Origin of the sequence: Streptomyces sp. NPDC048288, from assembly GCF_043201555.1 — a bacterium.
In the GTDB taxonomy this organism is placed as follows: domain Bacteria; phylum Actinomycetota; class Actinomycetes; order Streptomycetales; family Streptomycetaceae; genus Streptomyces.
This window is the reverse complement of the sequence record NZ_JBICZD010000001.1, coordinates 350,583-365,963: the sequence shown is the minus strand read 5'-3', so window position 1 is coordinate 365,963 and position 15,381 is coordinate 350,583. Positions and strand designations below refer to the sequence as shown.

11 protein-coding genes are annotated in these 15,381 nt (G+C 72.6%); 2 read left to right on the top strand and 9 right to left on the bottom strand.

What is annotated here, in order from left to right; genetic code table 11:
• Positions 1 to 208: 208 nt before the first annotated feature.
• From ACGFZS_RS01565 to ACGFZS_RS01540, 6 genes are all read right to left on the bottom strand, one after another.
• Positions 209 to 859: a Crp/Fnr family transcriptional regulator gene (locus ACGFZS_RS01565; protein ID WP_393793425.1), complete on the bottom strand. Its 651-nt coding sequence runs from the start codon at positions 857 to 859 to the stop codon at positions 209 to 211.
• Between the two features lie 351 nt (positions 860 to 1,210).
• Positions 1,211 to 2,509, bottom strand: coding sequence for an RNA polymerase sigma factor (locus tag ACGFZS_RS01560; RefSeq protein WP_393793424.1), 1,299 nt, complete (start codon positions 2,507 to 2,509; stop codon positions 1,211 to 1,213).
• Positions 2,510 to 2,614: 105 nt separating this feature from the next.
• Positions 2,615 to 4,522, bottom strand: a complete 1,908-nt coding sequence (gene dnaG, locus ACGFZS_RS01555; protein ID WP_393793423.1) for a DNA primase — start codon at positions 4,520 to 4,522, stop codon at positions 2,615 to 2,617.
• A 58-nt stretch (positions 4,523 to 4,580) separates the two neighbouring features.
• Positions 4,581 to 5,846: an NAD(P)/FAD-dependent oxidoreductase gene (locus tag ACGFZS_RS01550; RefSeq protein ID WP_393793422.1), complete on the bottom strand. Its 1,266-nt coding sequence runs from the start codon at positions 5,844 to 5,846 to the stop codon at positions 4,581 to 4,583.
• A gap of 148 nt (positions 5,847 to 5,994) precedes the next feature.
• Positions 5,995 to 7,272 (bottom strand): deoxyguanosinetriphosphate triphosphohydrolase, encoded by a 1,278-nt coding sequence (locus ACGFZS_RS01545; protein ID WP_393793421.1) that lies wholly within the window; start codon positions 7,270 to 7,272, stop codon positions 5,995 to 5,997.
• Between the two features lie 208 nt (positions 7,273 to 7,480).
• Positions 7,481 to 8,215, bottom strand: a complete 735-nt coding sequence (locus ACGFZS_RS01540; protein WP_393793420.1) for a sirohydrochlorin chelatase — start codon at positions 8,213 to 8,215, stop codon at positions 7,481 to 7,483.
• 154 nt (positions 8,216 to 8,369) lie between these two features.
• On the opposite strand from ACGFZS_RS01540, the gene ACGFZS_RS01535 reads away from it, so the two are divergent.
• The gene (locus ACGFZS_RS01535; protein WP_393793419.1) at positions 8,370 to 9,050 is read left to right on the top strand and encodes a vancomycin high temperature exclusion protein; all 681 of its coding nucleotides are present in this window, start codon (positions 8,370 to 8,372) and stop codon (positions 9,048 to 9,050) included.
• Positions 9,051 to 9,146: 96 nt separating this feature from the next.
• Here ACGFZS_RS01535 and ACGFZS_RS01530 read toward each other — a convergent pair whose 3' ends face one another.
• Positions 9,147 to 10,691 carry an amino acid adenylation domain-containing protein gene (locus ACGFZS_RS01530; protein ID WP_393793418.1) on the bottom strand — a complete coding sequence of 515 codons (1,545 nt, stop codon included), beginning with the start codon at positions 10,689 to 10,691 and terminating at the stop codon, positions 9,147 to 9,149.
• 338 nt (positions 10,692 to 11,029) lie between these two features.
• Between ACGFZS_RS01530 and ACGFZS_RS01525 the strand changes: the two genes are divergently transcribed.
• Positions 11,030 to 13,108: a molybdopterin oxidoreductase family protein gene (locus ACGFZS_RS01525; protein WP_393793417.1), complete on the top strand. Its 2,079-nt coding sequence runs from the start codon at positions 11,030 to 11,032 to the stop codon at positions 13,106 to 13,108.
• 47 nt (positions 13,109 to 13,155) lie between these two features.
• Here the strand turns inward: ACGFZS_RS01525 and ACGFZS_RS01520 are convergent, their stop codons facing one another.
• Complete coding sequence (locus ACGFZS_RS01520; protein ID WP_393793416.1) at positions 13,156 to 13,584, bottom strand: gamma-glutamylcyclotransferase family protein; 429 nt, start codon at positions 13,582 to 13,584, stop codon at positions 13,156 to 13,158.
• 92 nt (positions 13,585 to 13,676) lie between these two features.
• A complete protein-coding gene (locus ACGFZS_RS01515; RefSeq protein WP_393793415.1) occupies positions 13,677 to 15,320 on the bottom strand; it encodes an IS200/IS605 family accessory protein TnpB-related protein in 1,644 nt (547 codons plus the stop codon).
• Positions 15,321 to 15,381: the final 61 nt, after the last annotated feature.

The following is a 15,381-nucleotide window of genomic DNA, read 5'->3' as shown; positions in this document are numbered from 1 at the left end:
GGGTGGGGTTTCCCCGTGTGCGCCCAGGTGCGGGTGCAGGTGAGGCGCCGCGGCAGGGGGGGGGGGGCGGCGTCAAACGGGTTCGGGGGGGCGGGGGGGGGGGGGGGGGGGGCCGCCCCCGACCGGCAGCCGGTGACCGAGCTGTGGGCGACGGCCGACGCCATCGCCCGGATCGCCGAGCTGAAGAACCGTTACGCGGCCCGCGCCGTCATCTGGGTCTCGGCGATGGTGCCGGCCGCGGCCGCGTGGCTGGTCCTGGCAGGGATGACGCGGTGAGCGGCGGGCTGCCCCAGACCGTGCCGGCGATCCGGCTGAGTTCGGACACGTCCCGTACCAGGATCCGCCGGTAGCCGGTCTCTATGACCGCCTGCTGGCGCAGGGACCGTAACACCCGGTGCACGCTCGGCTCGGAGGCGCCGACCAGTTCCGCGAGTTCGGGCTGGCTGAGGGCCACTCCTATCGAGATACCGGTGTCCCCGGCCCGCCCGTAGACCCGGGCGAGTTCCCCCAGTACCCGGGCCACCCGGGTGGCGACCGCGCAGCTGCCGAACTCCTGGCGCCGCCGGGTCGCCCAGCGGAGCTTTCCCGCCACGGCCCGCATCACGGCCTGCGCGGCGTCGTCGTAGAGCCCGAGAAAGGCGAGGAACTCCTGGCTGCTGATCCGGTTGGCGACGCCCGTGCCGGACGCCACCACGGTGGCGACCCGGGGCTGGTCGTCGAAGCAGGCGAGTTCGCCCACGATGTCGCCGCCGGCCCGGACCGCCAGCAGCGCCTCCCGATTGTCCTCCGTCATGGCCAGCACCTTGAACCAGCCGCTGAGCAGCAGGAACACGTGCGAGCCCGATTCCCCCTCTCGCATCAGCCGTTCGCCGCCGGTGAAGCGTGTCGGTCTTCCTAAGGAGATCAGATGGTCGCGCGTCGGTGCCGGGAGTTCGCCCAGCAGGCTGCCGGCCGGCCAGGGATTCCTCTCCGCTCTCAGGACGGATGCACCACGCGCAGCGCCAGACGCCATAAACGAGCCCCCCTCGAATTGCCGTTCGTTTTCAGACACAGCGCCGGATTTCATTATGTGACGCTTATAACCGTCCTGTTGACGCATTTGCGTTTTTGCGCATGTGTCATGTCGAGTGACGCCACGGGACGGGAGGACCCCACCCGGACGGGTGGGGTCCGGGCCGGCTGCCGGAGGGGGGCGGCGGGCCGGCGGTGGTCAGTCCAGATAGCCCCGCAGCTGGTCCGCGAAGGCGTGGTCGCGGAGCTTGTTGAGCGTCTTCGACTCGATCTGCCGGATCCGCTCCCGGGTCACGCCGAAGATCCGCCCTATCTCCTCCAGCGTCCGAGGGCGCCCGTCGGCCAGCCCGTACCGCAGCTGTACGACCTTGCGCTCCCGCTCCCCCAGCGTCGACAGCACCGCCTCCAGGTGCTCCCGCAGCAGCAGGAACGCCGCCGACTCGACCGGGCTCGTCGCGTCGCCGTCCTCGATCAGGTCGCCGAGGGCCACGTCGTCCTCCTCGCCCACGGGGGCGTGCAGGGACACCGGCTCCTGGGCCAGCCGCAGCACCTCGCCCACCCGCTCCGGCGCGAGGTCGAGATGCGCGGCGACCTCCTCGGGCGTCGGCTCGTAGCCCCGCTCCTGCAGCATCCGGCGCTGGACGCGGACCACCCGGTTGATGAGTTCCACCACGTGCACCGGGACGCGGATGGTGCGGGCCTGGTCGGCCAGGGCGCGGGACATGGCCTGGCGGATCCACCAGGTCGCGTACGTCGAGAACTTGTAGCCGCGGGCGTAGTCGAACTTCTCGACGGCGCGGATCAGCCCGAGGTTGCCCTCCTGGACCAGGTCGAGCATGGTCAGGCCGCGGCCGACGTACCGTTTCGCCACCGAGACCACCAGCCGCAGGTTCGCCTCGATCAGCCGGCGCTTGGCCATCCGGCCCATCACGACCAGCCGGTCCAGGTCCAGCGCCAGCTCGCTGTCGAGGTCGGACGCGCCGCCCAGCCTCTCCTCGGCGAACAGGCCAGCCTCGACCCGGCGGGCGAGTTCGACCTCCTCGGCGGCGGTGAGCAGCGGGATACGGCCGATCTCGCGGAGGTACTGGCGGAACAGGTCCGAGGAGGGGCTGCCGGTGTCGGCGCGGGCGGCGGCGGGCGGTTCGGCGGGCTCGGGCTCCGTCTCGGGCGCGTCGGCCGTGAGCTCCTCCGGCGGCGGGCCCTCCGCCTCCGGCTCCGTCTCGGGGTGCACCGCCACCCTGCTCTGCGGCGGCACACCGGCGTAGACGTCGGTGTCGGCTTCCGGCTCGTCCGTGAGCGTGCTGCTGTCTGTCTGGGTCAGGGTCTGGGTCTGCACGGGGGCGACCTCCAGGATGATCGCTGCCAGGGGGTGCGGCAGCGGTACTTCGGGAGCGGAGACGACGGCCTCGCCGCTGTCCGTCCCGTACGCGATGAGTGGAACGGCGGGGGTATGGGACCCGTCCGGGACGGGCCGGCCGCGCTCCGAGGACTCAGGCACCGCACCCCAGTGTGGGGTAAGACACATCGCCGCCACGAGGGGCGTGCGGTGACTTTTTGCGTCCGGTCCGTGACCGCGCGGTTACCCTGCCCGGCCGCACCCGCCTCAGAGCGCGGCGGCGCCCTGCTCGCGCAACGCCTGACCGTACTGCTGGAGTACCCACAACTCGTTCTGCACGGACGCGAGTTGGGCCGGGTCGCCGCCGCTGCCGAGGCGGGTGAGGGTGATCTGGATCTCGTGGATCCGGCGGTCGACGGCCCGGCGGCGGACGGTCACGAGTTGCTCGCCCGCGTAGTTCTCGTCGACCGTGCGCCGCATGATCGCCTCGACCGCGAGCTCCGTGACCATGGCGCGGACGGTGTCGTCGGGGGCCGTCTCGCGGACGCGGACCAGGTACTCCTGGGGGTCCTGGACGCCGTACTCGGCGCCGCCCGCCTCCATGATGGCCAGGCGTACGGCCGCGTAGGGCTCGGCGGTGAACTCGTCGAGGCCGTACGCGTCGAACGCCGGGGAGACCAGCTCCGGGCGCTGCAGGGCGAGCTTCAGCAGCTCGCGCTCGGTGGCGAAGACGGCGTTGCGGAGGTTGAGTGCGGGGCCGGAGGCGGTCCGGCGGCCGGCGGGGGCGTCGTACGACGGCTGCTGCGGACCACGTGCGGGGCCGGGGCCCTTGCCGCCCTTCTCGCGGGCCCAGCGGGCCAGCTGGGCCACCCGCTTGACCACGAACTGGGTGTCGAGGATGCCGAGCATGCCGGCCAGTTGGACGGCGACCTCGTGCTGGGCCCCGCTGTTCTTGATCCGGGCGACGATCGGCGCGGCCTCGTCGAGGGCGGCCGCGCGGCCCGCCGGGGTGTCCAGGTCGTAGCGGGCGACGATCTGGCGGAGCGCGAACTCGAAGAGCGGGGTGCGGGGTTCGGCCAGGTCGGCGACCGCCTCGTCGCCCTTGGCGAGGCGCAGGTCGCAGGGGTCCATGCCGTCCGGTGCGATGGCGATGTACGTCTCGGCGGCGAACTTCTGGTCGTCCTCGAAGGCGCGCAGGGCGGCCTTCTGGCCGGCCGCGTCGCCGTCGAAGGTGAAGATGACGCGGGCCGAGCCGTTGTCCATCAGCAGGCGGCGGAGGATCTTGATGTGGTCGCCGCCGAAGGCCGTGCCGCAGGTGGCGATCGCCGTCGTCACCCCGGCGAGGTGGCAGGCCATGACATCCGTGTAGCCCTCGACGACGACCGCGCGGCTGGACTTCGCGATGTGCTGCTTGGCGAGGTCGATGCCGTACAGGACCTGGGACTTCTTGTAGATCGCGGTCTCGGGCGTGTTGAGGTACTTGGGCCCGTTGTCGGCCTCGTACAGCTTGCGGGCGCCGAAGCCGACGACCTCGCCGCCGATGTCCCGGATCGGCCACATCAGGCGGCCGCGGAAGCGGTCGATCGGGCCGCGCCGGCCCTCCTGCGACAGCCCGGACAGCAGCAGCTCCTTGTCGGTGAAGCCCTGGCCGCGCAGATAGCGGGTGAGGTGGTCCCAGCCCTGGGGGCTGTAGCCGACGCCGAAGTGGACGGCGGCGGCCTGGTCGAAGCCGCGCTCGGCGAGGAAGAGGCGGCCGGTCTCGGCCTCGGGGCTGGTGGCGAGCTGCTCCGCGTACCAGCCGGCGGCGATCTTGTGCGCCTCGACCAGCCGGATCCGCTCGCCGCGCTGGTGGGCCGGGTTGTACCCGCCCTCCTCGTAGCGCAGGGTGATGCCGGCCTGGGCGGCCAGCCGCTCCACCGCCTCCGAGAAGGAGAGGTGGTCCACCTTCATCACGAAGGTGAGGGTGTCGCCGCCCTCCTGGCAGCCGAAGCAGTGGAAGAGTCCCTTGCTGGGGCTGACCTGGAAGGACGGCGACTTCTCGTCGTGGAACGGGCAGAGTCCCTTGAGGTTCCCGCCGCCCGCGTTGCGCAGCTGGAGGTACTCGGACACGACGGCGTCGATCGGGACCGCGTCCCGTACCGCCTTCACGTCCTCGTCATTGATCCGTCCTGCCACGCGTGAATTCTACGGGGGCGGACCGACAGTCCCGTCGCCCGGAGAGACCACGGAGGGGTCAGGGCAGGAGGCTGCCGAGGGGGGTCTTGGGGTCGGCGAGGGCCTCGGTGTCCACCGGTTCCGCGCTGCGGACGAGCTTCTGGATGTCCTCTGTGACATCCCACACGTTCACGTTCATCCCGGCGAGCACCCTGCCCTCCTTCACCCAGAAGGCGATGAACTCCCGCTTGCCCGCGTCCCCGCGGATCACCACCTGGTCGTACGACCCGGCCGGCGCCCATCCGCTGTACTCCATGCCCAGGTCGTACTGGTCGGTGAAGAAGTACGGCACCCGGTCGTACACCGCCTCCTGCCCGAGCATCGAGCGGGCCGCCGCCGGGCCGCCGTTGAGGGCGTTGGCCCAGTGCTCCACGCGGAGCCTGGTGCCGAACAGGGTGTGCGGGAAGGACGCCACGTCACCGGCCGCGTAGATGTCCGGGTCGGAGGTCCGCAGCCGTTCGTCGACGACGATGCCGCCGCCGTGCTCCCGGTCGGCGATCTCCAGCCCGGCCGCCTCGGCGAGGCCGACGCGCGGTGCCGCGCCGATCGCGGCCAGGACGTCGTGCGCCGGGTGCTCCTCGCCGTCGTCGGTGCGGGCGGCCAGGACCATGCCGTCCTGCCCGACGATCTCGGTGAGCCGCACCCCGAAGCGGAAGCGGACCCCGTGCTCCTGGTGGAGCTGGGCGAAGACGTTGCCCAGTTCGGGCCCGAGCACACCGTGCAGCGGGGTCGGTCCGTGCTCGACGACGGTGACCTCGGCGCCGTACGTCCGCGCCGCCGCCGCGACCTCCAGGCCGATCCAGCCGCCGCCCGCGATGACGAGGTGCCCGTTGTCCCGGCCGAGGGCGGCGAGGACGCCCTTGAGGCGCTCGGCGTGCGCGAGGCGGCGCAGGTGGTGGACGCCGGCCAGGTCGGTGCCGGGGATGTCGAGGCGGCGGGGCTCGGCACCGGTGACCAGCAGCAGCTTGTCGTAACGGACGATCGTGCCGTCGTCGCCGAAGCGGACGGTGCGGGCGGCGCGGTCGATGCGGTCGACGGTCTGGCCGAGGTGCAGTTCGATGTCGTGCTGCGCGTACCAGGCGGGCTCGTGCACGAAGACGCTGTCGCGCTCCGCCTTGCCGAGCAGGAAGCCCTTGGAGAGCGGCGGGCGCTCGTAGGGGTGGTCGCGTTCGTCGCAGATCAGTATCACCCGGCCGCTGAAGCCCTCGGCTCGGAGCGTCTCGGCCGCCTTCGCGCCGGCGAGTCCGCCTCCGACGATGACGAATGTCTGGTCCGCGTCGACCACTTGATGCCTCCTCGTAAGGGTGCCGCCACATATGCCGCCCACATGCGCCGCACTGTGAGCCTCCCGCACGCAGCGTGATGCGGGAAGAGGGAGTGCCCCCCGCTGACGCGATCATGACCTGATCGGGTCAGACAAGGTCACAGATCGTTCACATACGCCCCGTCAGTCTCGCGTGCAACGAGCGCGCGGAGGCGTCGGTGAGCGAGGCGATCTGATCGACGATCACCCGCTTACGGGCGAGGTCGTCACCCGCCGTGTCGAACAGCGCCCGGAACTGCGGATCCAGGCCGTCGGGGGCGCGGGCGGTGAGCGCCTCGGCGAGTTCGGCCACCACGACCCGCTGATCGGCGCGGATCCGCTCCTGTTCGGCGCGCTGCATGACATACCGGTGGGCGATCGCCTTCAGCACCGCGCACTCCATCCGTGCCTCGCGCGGTACGACGAGTTCGGCACCGTAGCGGGTCAGCCGGCCACCGCCGTACGTCTCGCGCGTCGCGCCCTCCGCGGCCAGGCAGAACCGGCCGATGAGCTGGCTGGTGGCGTCCTTGAGGCGGGCCTGGGCGACCGCGGTGCCGTCGTAGCCGTGCGGCCACCACTCCTCGTCCTGGAGCCGGTCCAGGGCGGCGGCGAGCTCGGCCGGGTCGGTGCCGGCGGGCACGTACCGGCCGACGGCGACGGCGTACACCTCCTGCCGTTCGGCCTCCGCGTGCAGGCAGTTGGGGTCGATGTGGCCCGCGTGCAGGCCGTCCTCCACGTCGTGCACGGAGTAGGCGACGTCGTCGGACCAGTCCATCACCTGTGCCTCGAAGCAGGTGCGGGTGCCGGGGGCCTCCTTGCGGACCCAGTCGAAGACCGGCCGGTCGTCCTCGTACACGCCGAACTTCGGGGACGCCGGGTCGGTGGGGTGCGCGCCGCGCGGCCACGGGTACTTGGTGGCCGCGTCCAGGGCGGCACGGGTGAGGTTGAGGCCGACGGAGCCCTCCGGGGTGAACCGCTTGGGCTCGATCCGGGTGAGGAGCCGCAGGGACTGGGCGTTGCCCTCGAAGCCGCCGCAGTCGTCCGCGAACTCGTTCAGCGCCTGTTCGCCGTTGTGGCCGAAGGGCGGGTGGCCGAGGTCGTGGGAGAGGCAGGCGGCCTCCACGAGGTCGGGGTCGCAGCCGAGGGCGGCACCCAGCTCACGGCCGACCTGGGCGCATTCGAGGGAGTGGGTGAGGCGGGTGCGGGGGCTGGCGTCCCACGCCTGGGCGGAGGTGCCGGGGGTGACGACCTGGGTCTTGCCGGCGAGCCTTCTGAGGGCGGCGGAGTGCAGGATGCGGGCGCGGTCGCGCTGGAAGGCGGTGCGGCCGGGGCGTTTGTCGGGTTCGGGGGCCCAGCGGTCGGCTGACGCCGGGTCGTAGGCCGGGGGTGCGGGTGCGGGGACTGCCATGGTTCGACAGTAAGCGGCGGGGGTGACAAATGGGGGTTTGGTGCGCCTACTGATCCGCCAAGTTGCGTTGTCGGGCGGGTGCGGGTGCGTGGGGGCTTGTCGCGCAGTTCCCCGCGCCCCCAAGAAGGTGGGTCCACTGGACCGACCTGAAAGGGGCGCGGGGAACTGCGCGATCAACCACGACGCACCCGCGGCGATCCACGCACCCCTAGGCGGCCGCGGTCACCGGCGTTGCCAGGGCCCGCTCGTACCGGTGGAGGATCAGTTCGGCCATCGCGTCGTGGGCGCCCAGGGGGGCCGAGGCGATCCACGGGGCGTGCGCCGCGCACTCGGTGGCGAAGCGGCCGGGGGCCGTGAAGTAGGAGGCGATGGCGATGTGGCGGCGCCCCCTCGCCCGCAGGGCGGTGATCGCTTCCGGGACCGTCGGGGTCGCCGCCGAGGCGTAGGCCGGGAGGACCGGGACGCCCAGGCGGGCCGCGAGGAGGTCGGCCGTGCGGGCGGTGTCGACCCTGGCGTCGGGGTCGCGGGAGCCCGCCGCCGCCAGGATCACGGCGCTCGCGGGCCGGGGGCGCCAGCCCGCCTCCAGCAGCCGTTCGCGCAGGGCGTCGACCAGGAGCGGGTGCGGGCCCAGCGGCTCCGCGACGCGCGTCCGGGCCGCCGAGGCCGCCGCCATCTCCGGGATGTCCTGCTTGACGTGGTAGCCGCGGCTGAGCAGGAGCGGGACGAGGACGGCCCGGGCGTCGCCGAGGGCCGCGAGGGTGTCCGGGAGCAGCGGCTCGTTCAGCTCTATGTGACCGAGGTGCACGGGCAGGCCGGGGCACAGCTCGCGCACCCGCTCCATGAGCGCCCGCACGGTGGCCAGCGCCCGGGGGTCGCGGCTGCCGTGGGCCACCAGGACCAGGGCGGGCGGGCCGGGGCGCGGGGAAAGGTCGGTCACGGTCATGCGAGGATCCTCGCCGGGCGAGGTTGCACCGCCGTTGCCTGACCGTCACGAGTGTTTTCCGGCACTTCACGCCACACGTCCGCACGGTGTGAGCGAACCGGAACGTCCCGCGCTGCGTCCTCCAAGGTCGAAGCCGACAGGGGGGAACAACCGTATGAAGATCCGCCGACCGCGGCTGCCGCGCACCCGTACCGGCCGACGGCGGCTGGTGCAGGGCGTGATGGCCGGATGCGTGCTGGCGCTGCTGCCCTCCACCTGGCTGTACGTGTCGACGACCGGCCGGCTGCACTCGGTGGCGGACGTGCCGCGCGCCGACGTCGCCGTCGTCTTCGGCGCGGGCCTGTGGGACGGCGAACCGTCGCCGTACCTCGCCAACCGCCTGACCGCGGCGGCGGAGCTGTACAAGGAGGGCCGGATCAAGGTCGTCCTCGTCACCGGCGACAACAGCCGCAAGGACTACGACGAGCCCGACGCCATGCGCGCCTACCTCACCCGGCACGGCGTCCCCGCCCAGCGCATCGTCAGCGACTACGCCGGCTTCGACACCTGGGACTCCTGCGTCCGCGCCAAGAAGATCTTCGGCGTGAACCGCGCGATCCTGATCAGCCAGGGCTTCCACATCCGGCGCGCGGTGGCCCTCTGCGAGGCCGCGGGCGTGACGTCGTACGGCGTCGGCGTCGACGCCAAGCACGACGTCACCTGGTACTACGGCGGGACCAGGGAGGTCCTGGCGGCGACCAAGGCAGCCCTGGACGTCGTCTTCGAGCCGAACCCCCAGTTCCTGGGAAAGAAGGAACCAGGGGTCGCCGACGCCCTGGCTGCGGCGCGCCCCTAGGGCGCGGGGCTGTATCGATGTGCGGCTCCGCCGCGTGGGCGCGACCAGCCCCCACCCACCCGCAGACACGGGTTGAGCGGGAGCACACCGACGTGGTCACCGCGCCCCGGCCCCGGCTCCGGCCCCGGCCGTCCGTTCCTCGGCCAGCCTCAGCAGCGTGGTCTTGTCGATCTTGCCGTGGTCGGTCTCGGGCAGTGCGGGCAGCGGGACGACCTCGGCGGGCACGCAGTAGTACGGCAGGGCGTCGGCGACCGCGCGGCGCGCGGCGCGGGGGTCCACGTCGGCCGGGCAGACGAAGGAGACCAGGCTGTGGGCGTCGCGCTTGAGGGTGACCGCGCGGCGGCAGCCGGGCAGCGACTCCAGCACCGAGGAGACGGAGTCGAGTGCGACGCGGAAGCCGCGCACCTTGACCTGTTCGTCGGTGCGGCCGAGGTGTTCGAGGTCGCCGTCGGGGGTCCAGCGGCCGAGGTCGCGGGTGCGGACCATGGCACGGCCCCCGCCGAGGAAGGGGTCGGGGGCGTACCGCTCGGCGGTGAGGGCGTCGTCGCCGAGGCAGCCGGCCGGGACGCAGTCGCCGCCCGCCCACATCTCGCCGACCTCGCCGACGGGCAGCGGACGGCGGTCGGCGTCGAGGACGTACACCGTGTTGTTGGGGGTGGGCCGGCCGATGGTGAGCCGTCCGGCGGCCGGGTCGTGGCGGCCCATGGTGTGGACGACGGTCACCTCGGTCGGGCCGCAGCAGTTGAAGAAGGCGGCCCGGCGCGCCCAGCGGTCCGCGAGCGGGCGCGGGCAGGGCTCCCCGGCGACGGCGACCGTGCGGACGCGCGGGCAGGCGGCGGGGTCGATGCCGGACAGCACGGTCGGGGTGGCGACCAGGACGGTCGCGGTACGGGCCGCGGCGGCGATGTCCTTGCCGCGGATGACCAGGGTGGCGCCGTGGGTAAGGCAGCCGAGGATCTCCCAGGCCGCCATGTCGAAGGCGATGTCGAGGAGTTGGGCGACCCGGTCGCCGGGGCGGATGCCGAGCCCGCCGGGTTCGGTGAGCAGCAGGTTGGTGACGTTGCGGTGGGTGACCTTCACCCCGTCGGGGCGGCCGGTGGTGCCGGAGGTGAACACGACGTAGCAGCCGTCGTCGGGGTGGGCGGGCAGCGCACGCGCCGGTCCGGGTTCGTACGGCGCCGGGTCGTCGAGGGCGATCAGCCGGTGGCCGTCGGGGAGCGGGACGCGCGGGGCGTGTTCCTTCAGGGTGAGGATCACGCGGGTGCCGGCGGTCCGGACGACGTGGGCGAGCCGGGCGGGAGGTGTGCGGCCGATGTCCTGGGGGACGTAGGCGGCGCCCGTCTTGAGGACGGCGAGCAGACCGACCAGCATCGGGATGGAGCGGCGGGTGAACAGGCCGACGTGGTCGCCGGGGCGGACGCCCTCGCGGACCAGGCGGGCGGCGAGGACGGCGGCGTAGCGGTCGAGTTCGCCGTAGGTGAGGGTCGCGCCGTGGTGTTCGGCGGCGACGGAGTGGGGGTGGGCGATCGCGTGCCGTTCGATCGCGCGGTGGACGAGGGGTTCGTGGACGGGTGCGCCGGGGCCGCGGCCGTACTGCCAGAAGAGGTGCTGGTCGCGGGGGGTGAGGTGACGCAGAGGCATGGCTCGGAGACCTCCTGGCTGGCTGTTTCGAGTGGGGGGAGGCCGAGTCCGGGTGCGGCGGGGGGCCCGGGCCCGGCCGGTGTGTCGAACGCCGTGCGGGGTCCTGCGGAGCAGCGGTGGCGACGACTGTAGTCCGGCCCCTTGAACTCTCAACGGTGCGTGACCGGCCAACGGCGGTACGGAATGAGCCACAGGGGATGCCGTCCGTCACAGGGGGCATCGGCGGCCCCGGCCGTATCGGCGCTCACGTGGGCCGGGGCCCGGCGGGGAGGCCGTCGTCCCGGTCGCGTAACACGCGGCTGTCACGTCCCGTAACACGCCGGAAGCACGCTGGCCGCATGGAGACCGCCTCGACGCCCACCCACTGCCCGTACTGCGCCCTGCAGTGCGGCATGGCCCTGTCGCCCCTGCCCACGGGGGGCGTCGAGGTCTCCGAGCGCGCGGACTTCCCCGTCAACCGGGGCGCGCTGTGCGGCAAGGGCCGTACGGCACCCGAGGTGCTGTCGACCGCGGTGCGGCTGACCTCGCCGCTGGTGCGGAAGGGCGGCGCGCTGGTGCCGGCCTCCTGGGAGGAGGCGCTGGACCGGGCCGCCGCCGGGCTGACGGCGGTGCGCACGGCCCACGGCCCGGACGCGGTCGGGGTGTTCGGGGGCGGCGGGCTGACGAACGAGAAGGCGTACGCCCTCGGCAAGTTCGCCCGGGTGGTGCTGGGCACCTCGCAGATCGACTACAACGGCCGCTTCTGCATGTCGTCCGCGGCGGCCGCCGGCACGAAGGCCTTCGGCCTGGACCGGGGTCTGCCCTTCCCGCTGGAGGACATCCCGAGGACCGGGTGCGTGATCCTGGTCGGCTCCAACCTCGCCGAGACCATGCCGCCGGCGCTCCGCTACTTCGCCGAACTGCGCGAGAACGGCGGCAAGCTGATCGTCGTCGACCCGCGCCGGACGAAGACCGCCGAACAGGCCGATCTGCATCTCGCCCCGCGCCCCGGCACCGATCTCGCCCTCGCGCTCGGCCTGTTGCACCTGGTGGTGGCCGAGGGCCGGACCGACGAGGCGTACATCGCCGGGCGCACGGCCGGCTGGGAGGAGGCGCGGGCGGCGGCGATGGCGCACTGGCCGGAGTACGTGGAACGGATCACGGGGGTGTCCGTTCCACAACTCCGGGAGACGGTACGGCTGTTCTGCGCGCCCGAGGCCGCGATGGTGCTCACCGCGCGCGGGCCCGAGCAGCAGTCCAAGGGCACCGACACCGTCGGCGCGTGGATCAACCTGTGCCTGGCGACCGGCCGGGCGGGCCGTCCGCTGTCCGGCTACGGCTGCCTCACCGGGCAGGGCAACGGGCAGGGCGGCCGCGAACACGGCCAGAAGGCCGACCAGTTGCCCGGCTACCGCAAGCTGACCGACCCCGAGGCGCGCCGCCATGTGGCCGGGGTGTGGGGCGTGGACCCGGACAGCCTGCCGGGGCCGGGGCGCAGCGCTTACGAGCTGCTGGACACGCTGGGGACGGAGGTGCGGGCGCTGCTGCTGATGGGGTCGAACCCGGTGGTGTCGGCGCCGCGGGCGGGGCATGTGGAGGAGCGGCTGGGGGCGCTGGACCTGCTGGTGGTATGTGACGTTGTACTGTCCGAGACCGCGGCCCTCGCCGACATCGTCCTCCCGGTCACCCAGTGGGCCGAGGAGACCGGCACCACCACCAGCCTCGAAGGCCGGGTGCTGCTGCGCCGCCGGGCCGTCGCCCCGCCCGCCGGGGTCCGCAGCGACCTGGAGGTGCTGCACGGCCTCGCCGCCCGCCTCGGCGTGGAGAAGGGCTTCCCGGCCGACCCCGAGGAGGTCTTCGAGGAACTCCGCCGGGCCAGCGCGGGCGGCCCCGCCGACTACGCGGGCATCAGCTACCGCCGACTCGCCGAGGAACAGGGCGTGTTCTGGCCCTGCCCCGCCGAAGGACCCGCGTCCGCCGGCACCCCCCGCCTCTTCCTCGACCGTTTCGCCACCGACGACGGCCGGGCCCGCTTCGCCCCCGTCACCCACCGCCCGCTCGCCGAGGAACCGGACGACGAGTACCCGCTGCTCCTGACCACCGGCCGGGTGGTGTCCCAGTACCAGTCCGGCGCCCAGACCCGCCGCGTCGCCGAACTCAACGCGGCCGCGCCCGGCCCCTTCGTCGAACTGCACCCGCGCCTCGCGGCACGCCTGGGCGCGGCCGACGGCGACCCGCTGGCCGTGGTCTCCCGCCGCGGCCGGGCCGTGGCCCCCGCCCGGATCACCGCCACGATCCGCCCGGACACCGTCTTCATGCCCTTCCACTGGCCGGGCGAGGGCCGCGCCAACACCCTCACCAACCCGGCCCTCGACCCGACGTCGCGCATGCCGGAGTTCAAGGCGTGCGCGGTGCGGGTGGAAACGGTGCGGCCCTAAGACCTCTTCCGGCTCCCGGCCCGCTCCGGCTCCCGGCCCGTTCCGGTTCAGCGCGCCAGCCAGTCGCCCCCGCCGATCCGCCGCCCCTCGGCACGCAGCTTCTCGGCCACGGCCGGCCCGGCGACGTACACCCAGGCCCGGACGGCGGCCCCGTCCCGCAGCCGCACCACATCCCGCTCCACACGCACGTAGAGGCTCGCCGGGTCGCCCGGCACGCACTCCTCCAACGCGTCGAGTTCCAGCAGCATTCGGCCGTACGACTCCGGGCGCGCGCCGACGAGTTCGCCGCGCACCTCTCCCTCCGGTTCCTCGACCGCGTAGGGATAGCCGGGCCCGTCGTAGAGCACCGCGCCCGCCAGCCGGCCGGGTTCCTCCGTCTCCGTGCGCCCGCGCAAAAACGCGTCGTGGTTGATCTCGCCGGGGCGGAGCGTGCCGTAGACGAAGAACGGGAGGTGGCGAGGGTCGCGGCTGGTCACAGAACGGATTCTCCACCCACCCCACCTCCACACACATCTCCATGGAGGCGCTATGGACATGACATGTCGGGGGCCCTTAAATCTTCCTCACATCAGCGCCACCGTTCCTCGAGACCGAGCGGGAGTAAGTCCTGTTGCCAGAACCCATGCTCAGCCGAACACCCCGAACGGTCTTGGGTGTTCTGGTTGACCGCGTTCTCCCGGCGCCCGGGCGGCACGGATCGCGTCCGTGGTCCGGGAATGCGGGGGCGGTTTCCCTCACGCCCGAGTCCCACCGGTCCGGCCTGGACGGTCCGATGCCCGCACCCATCACTCAGGTGGGTGCGGGGCGGTGCCGTCCGTCGCCGGATCGGGTGCCCCAGGGCGCGCCTTCCAATCGCCACCGCTGCCGCGTCGTGACGAGTGGCCTTCCTGTTCCTGGTGGTCAAGGGCTCTCGCCAGTGCTGGGCTCCCCACCTGCTGGTATAGGCGGGGTCAACGGCAATCACGGCGATGCCGAGTTCGGCCGCCATGCTGACGAGCCGAGCACGCAACCTGGCCACGGGCATGCCGGAGATCAGCTTGCGGAGGCCTTTGTGGCTGCGTTGCTTCTCGCGAGTCCTCTCCGACTGGAAGTCGAGATCCTCGACCGCGATGGCGAGGCGGTGGCGCTTGGCCCAGTGCAGCAGCCGCATCAAGGCGTGCCGGACCTGCGCGTCACGGTGGTCGGCGGTGCCGGTGAGGTCGTAGTCGAAGCGGACGGGCCGACCGACAGGATTGCCGTGTTCATCCAGGCGGCACGCGGCCAGGTGGTCCGCGTTGGTGTCGACACCTACGAGGCCGTTCGCGCGGGCCACCTCCAGTGGCACGGTCTGGACCGGCGAGACAGTCCAGGACGCGGTCAGGTACCAGCGACCCCGGCCCACGTCTTCATGGATGCGGTAGGCGACGGCCCGGTTGGCGGTGACACGATCGGCCCACCGCTCACCTCGGTGCGCGAAAGACACCTTGCCGTCGAGGACGTACCGACCGTGCGGTGCGTTCGCCAGATGCGCCAGCGGAGCAGGCAGTTTGAGGGAGACCTCACCCTCGGGACTGACGCGGATGGTTTCGTTGCCGTACCGCTTGCCGGACTCGCCATCGGCCTGCAGGAAACGGCGGCCGGCCTGCCACCGGTACCTCCACTGCTCCTCGGTAAGCCCAGCCGCATCCAAGTGGTGCCGGGTGTTCAACAGGCGCTTGCCACCGCGCACCACATGAACCACTCCAGCCCGCCAGTCGGACAGTGCCGCCTCCAGCCTGCCTTGAAGAGCGTGCAGGCGGCGGGACTTGGTGAACCATTCCTGCCGGCTGCGATAGCCACCCGGCGTGTGCTTGGCGCCTTTCTCTCTGACGGGCAAGGACAGCCGGCGTGTGATCGTACGCACTGCCGCTTGGAGGCTGTGGATATACGCGAGCGAGGCGCGGCGGGCCAAAGCCCACTGGTCATGCGTGGCCTTTGTGATCGACCCGGCCCAGCGAGAGGAGGACTCCACGGTCAGAGACTTCTTGCGCTGCGCCCACCGCTCACCGTCATACTCCGGCCCGGTCGCGCAACGCACCTTCAGATCACCGGAGGCGAGCGACCCCAGGTGGTCACCGACCAGTCTCAGGACCTTCTCATCCCCGGGCCTCAGGCCCTTGAGCCGGTCACGAACCGCCACCCCGGAAGGGCCGGGGACTACGAATGGCACCGCCACTGCGCGCAGCCCACCCATCCCCGTCACCCCCCGATCCGACGTCGCAGAAACCCATCACCTTCCCCAACGACCCACGCCA

What these genes read in the sequence shown, in the direction of transcription:
- ACGFZS_RS01540 (WP_393793420.1), bottom strand. Translation starts at nt 8,215, where the DNA reads ATGACCGTGACCGACCTTTCCCCGCGCCCCGGCCCGCCCGCCCTGGTC.
- ACGFZS_RS01515 (WP_393793415.1), bottom strand. Translation starts at nt 15,320, where the DNA reads ATGGGTGGGCTGCGCGCAGTGGCGGTGCCATTCGTAGTCCCCGGCCCT.
- ACGFZS_RS01535 (WP_393793419.1), top strand. Translation starts at nt 8,370, where the DNA reads ATGAAGATCCGCCGACCGCGGCTGCCGCGCACCCGTACCGGCCGACGG.
- ACGFZS_RS01545 (WP_393793421.1), bottom strand. Translation starts at nt 7,272, where the DNA reads ATGGCAGTCCCCGCACCCGCACCCCCGGCCTACGACCCGGCGTCAGCC.
- ACGFZS_RS01530 (WP_393793418.1), bottom strand. Translation starts at nt 10,691, where the DNA reads ATGCCTCTGCGTCACCTCACCCCCCGCGACCAGCACCTCTTCTGGCAG.
- ACGFZS_RS01565 (WP_393793425.1), bottom strand. Translation starts at nt 859, where the DNA reads ATGCGAGAGGGGGAATCGGGCTCGCACGTGTTCCTGCTGCTCAGCGGC.
- ACGFZS_RS01525 (WP_393793417.1), top strand. Translation starts at nt 11,030, where the DNA reads ATGGAGACCGCCTCGACGCCCACCCACTGCCCGTACTGCGCCCTGCAG.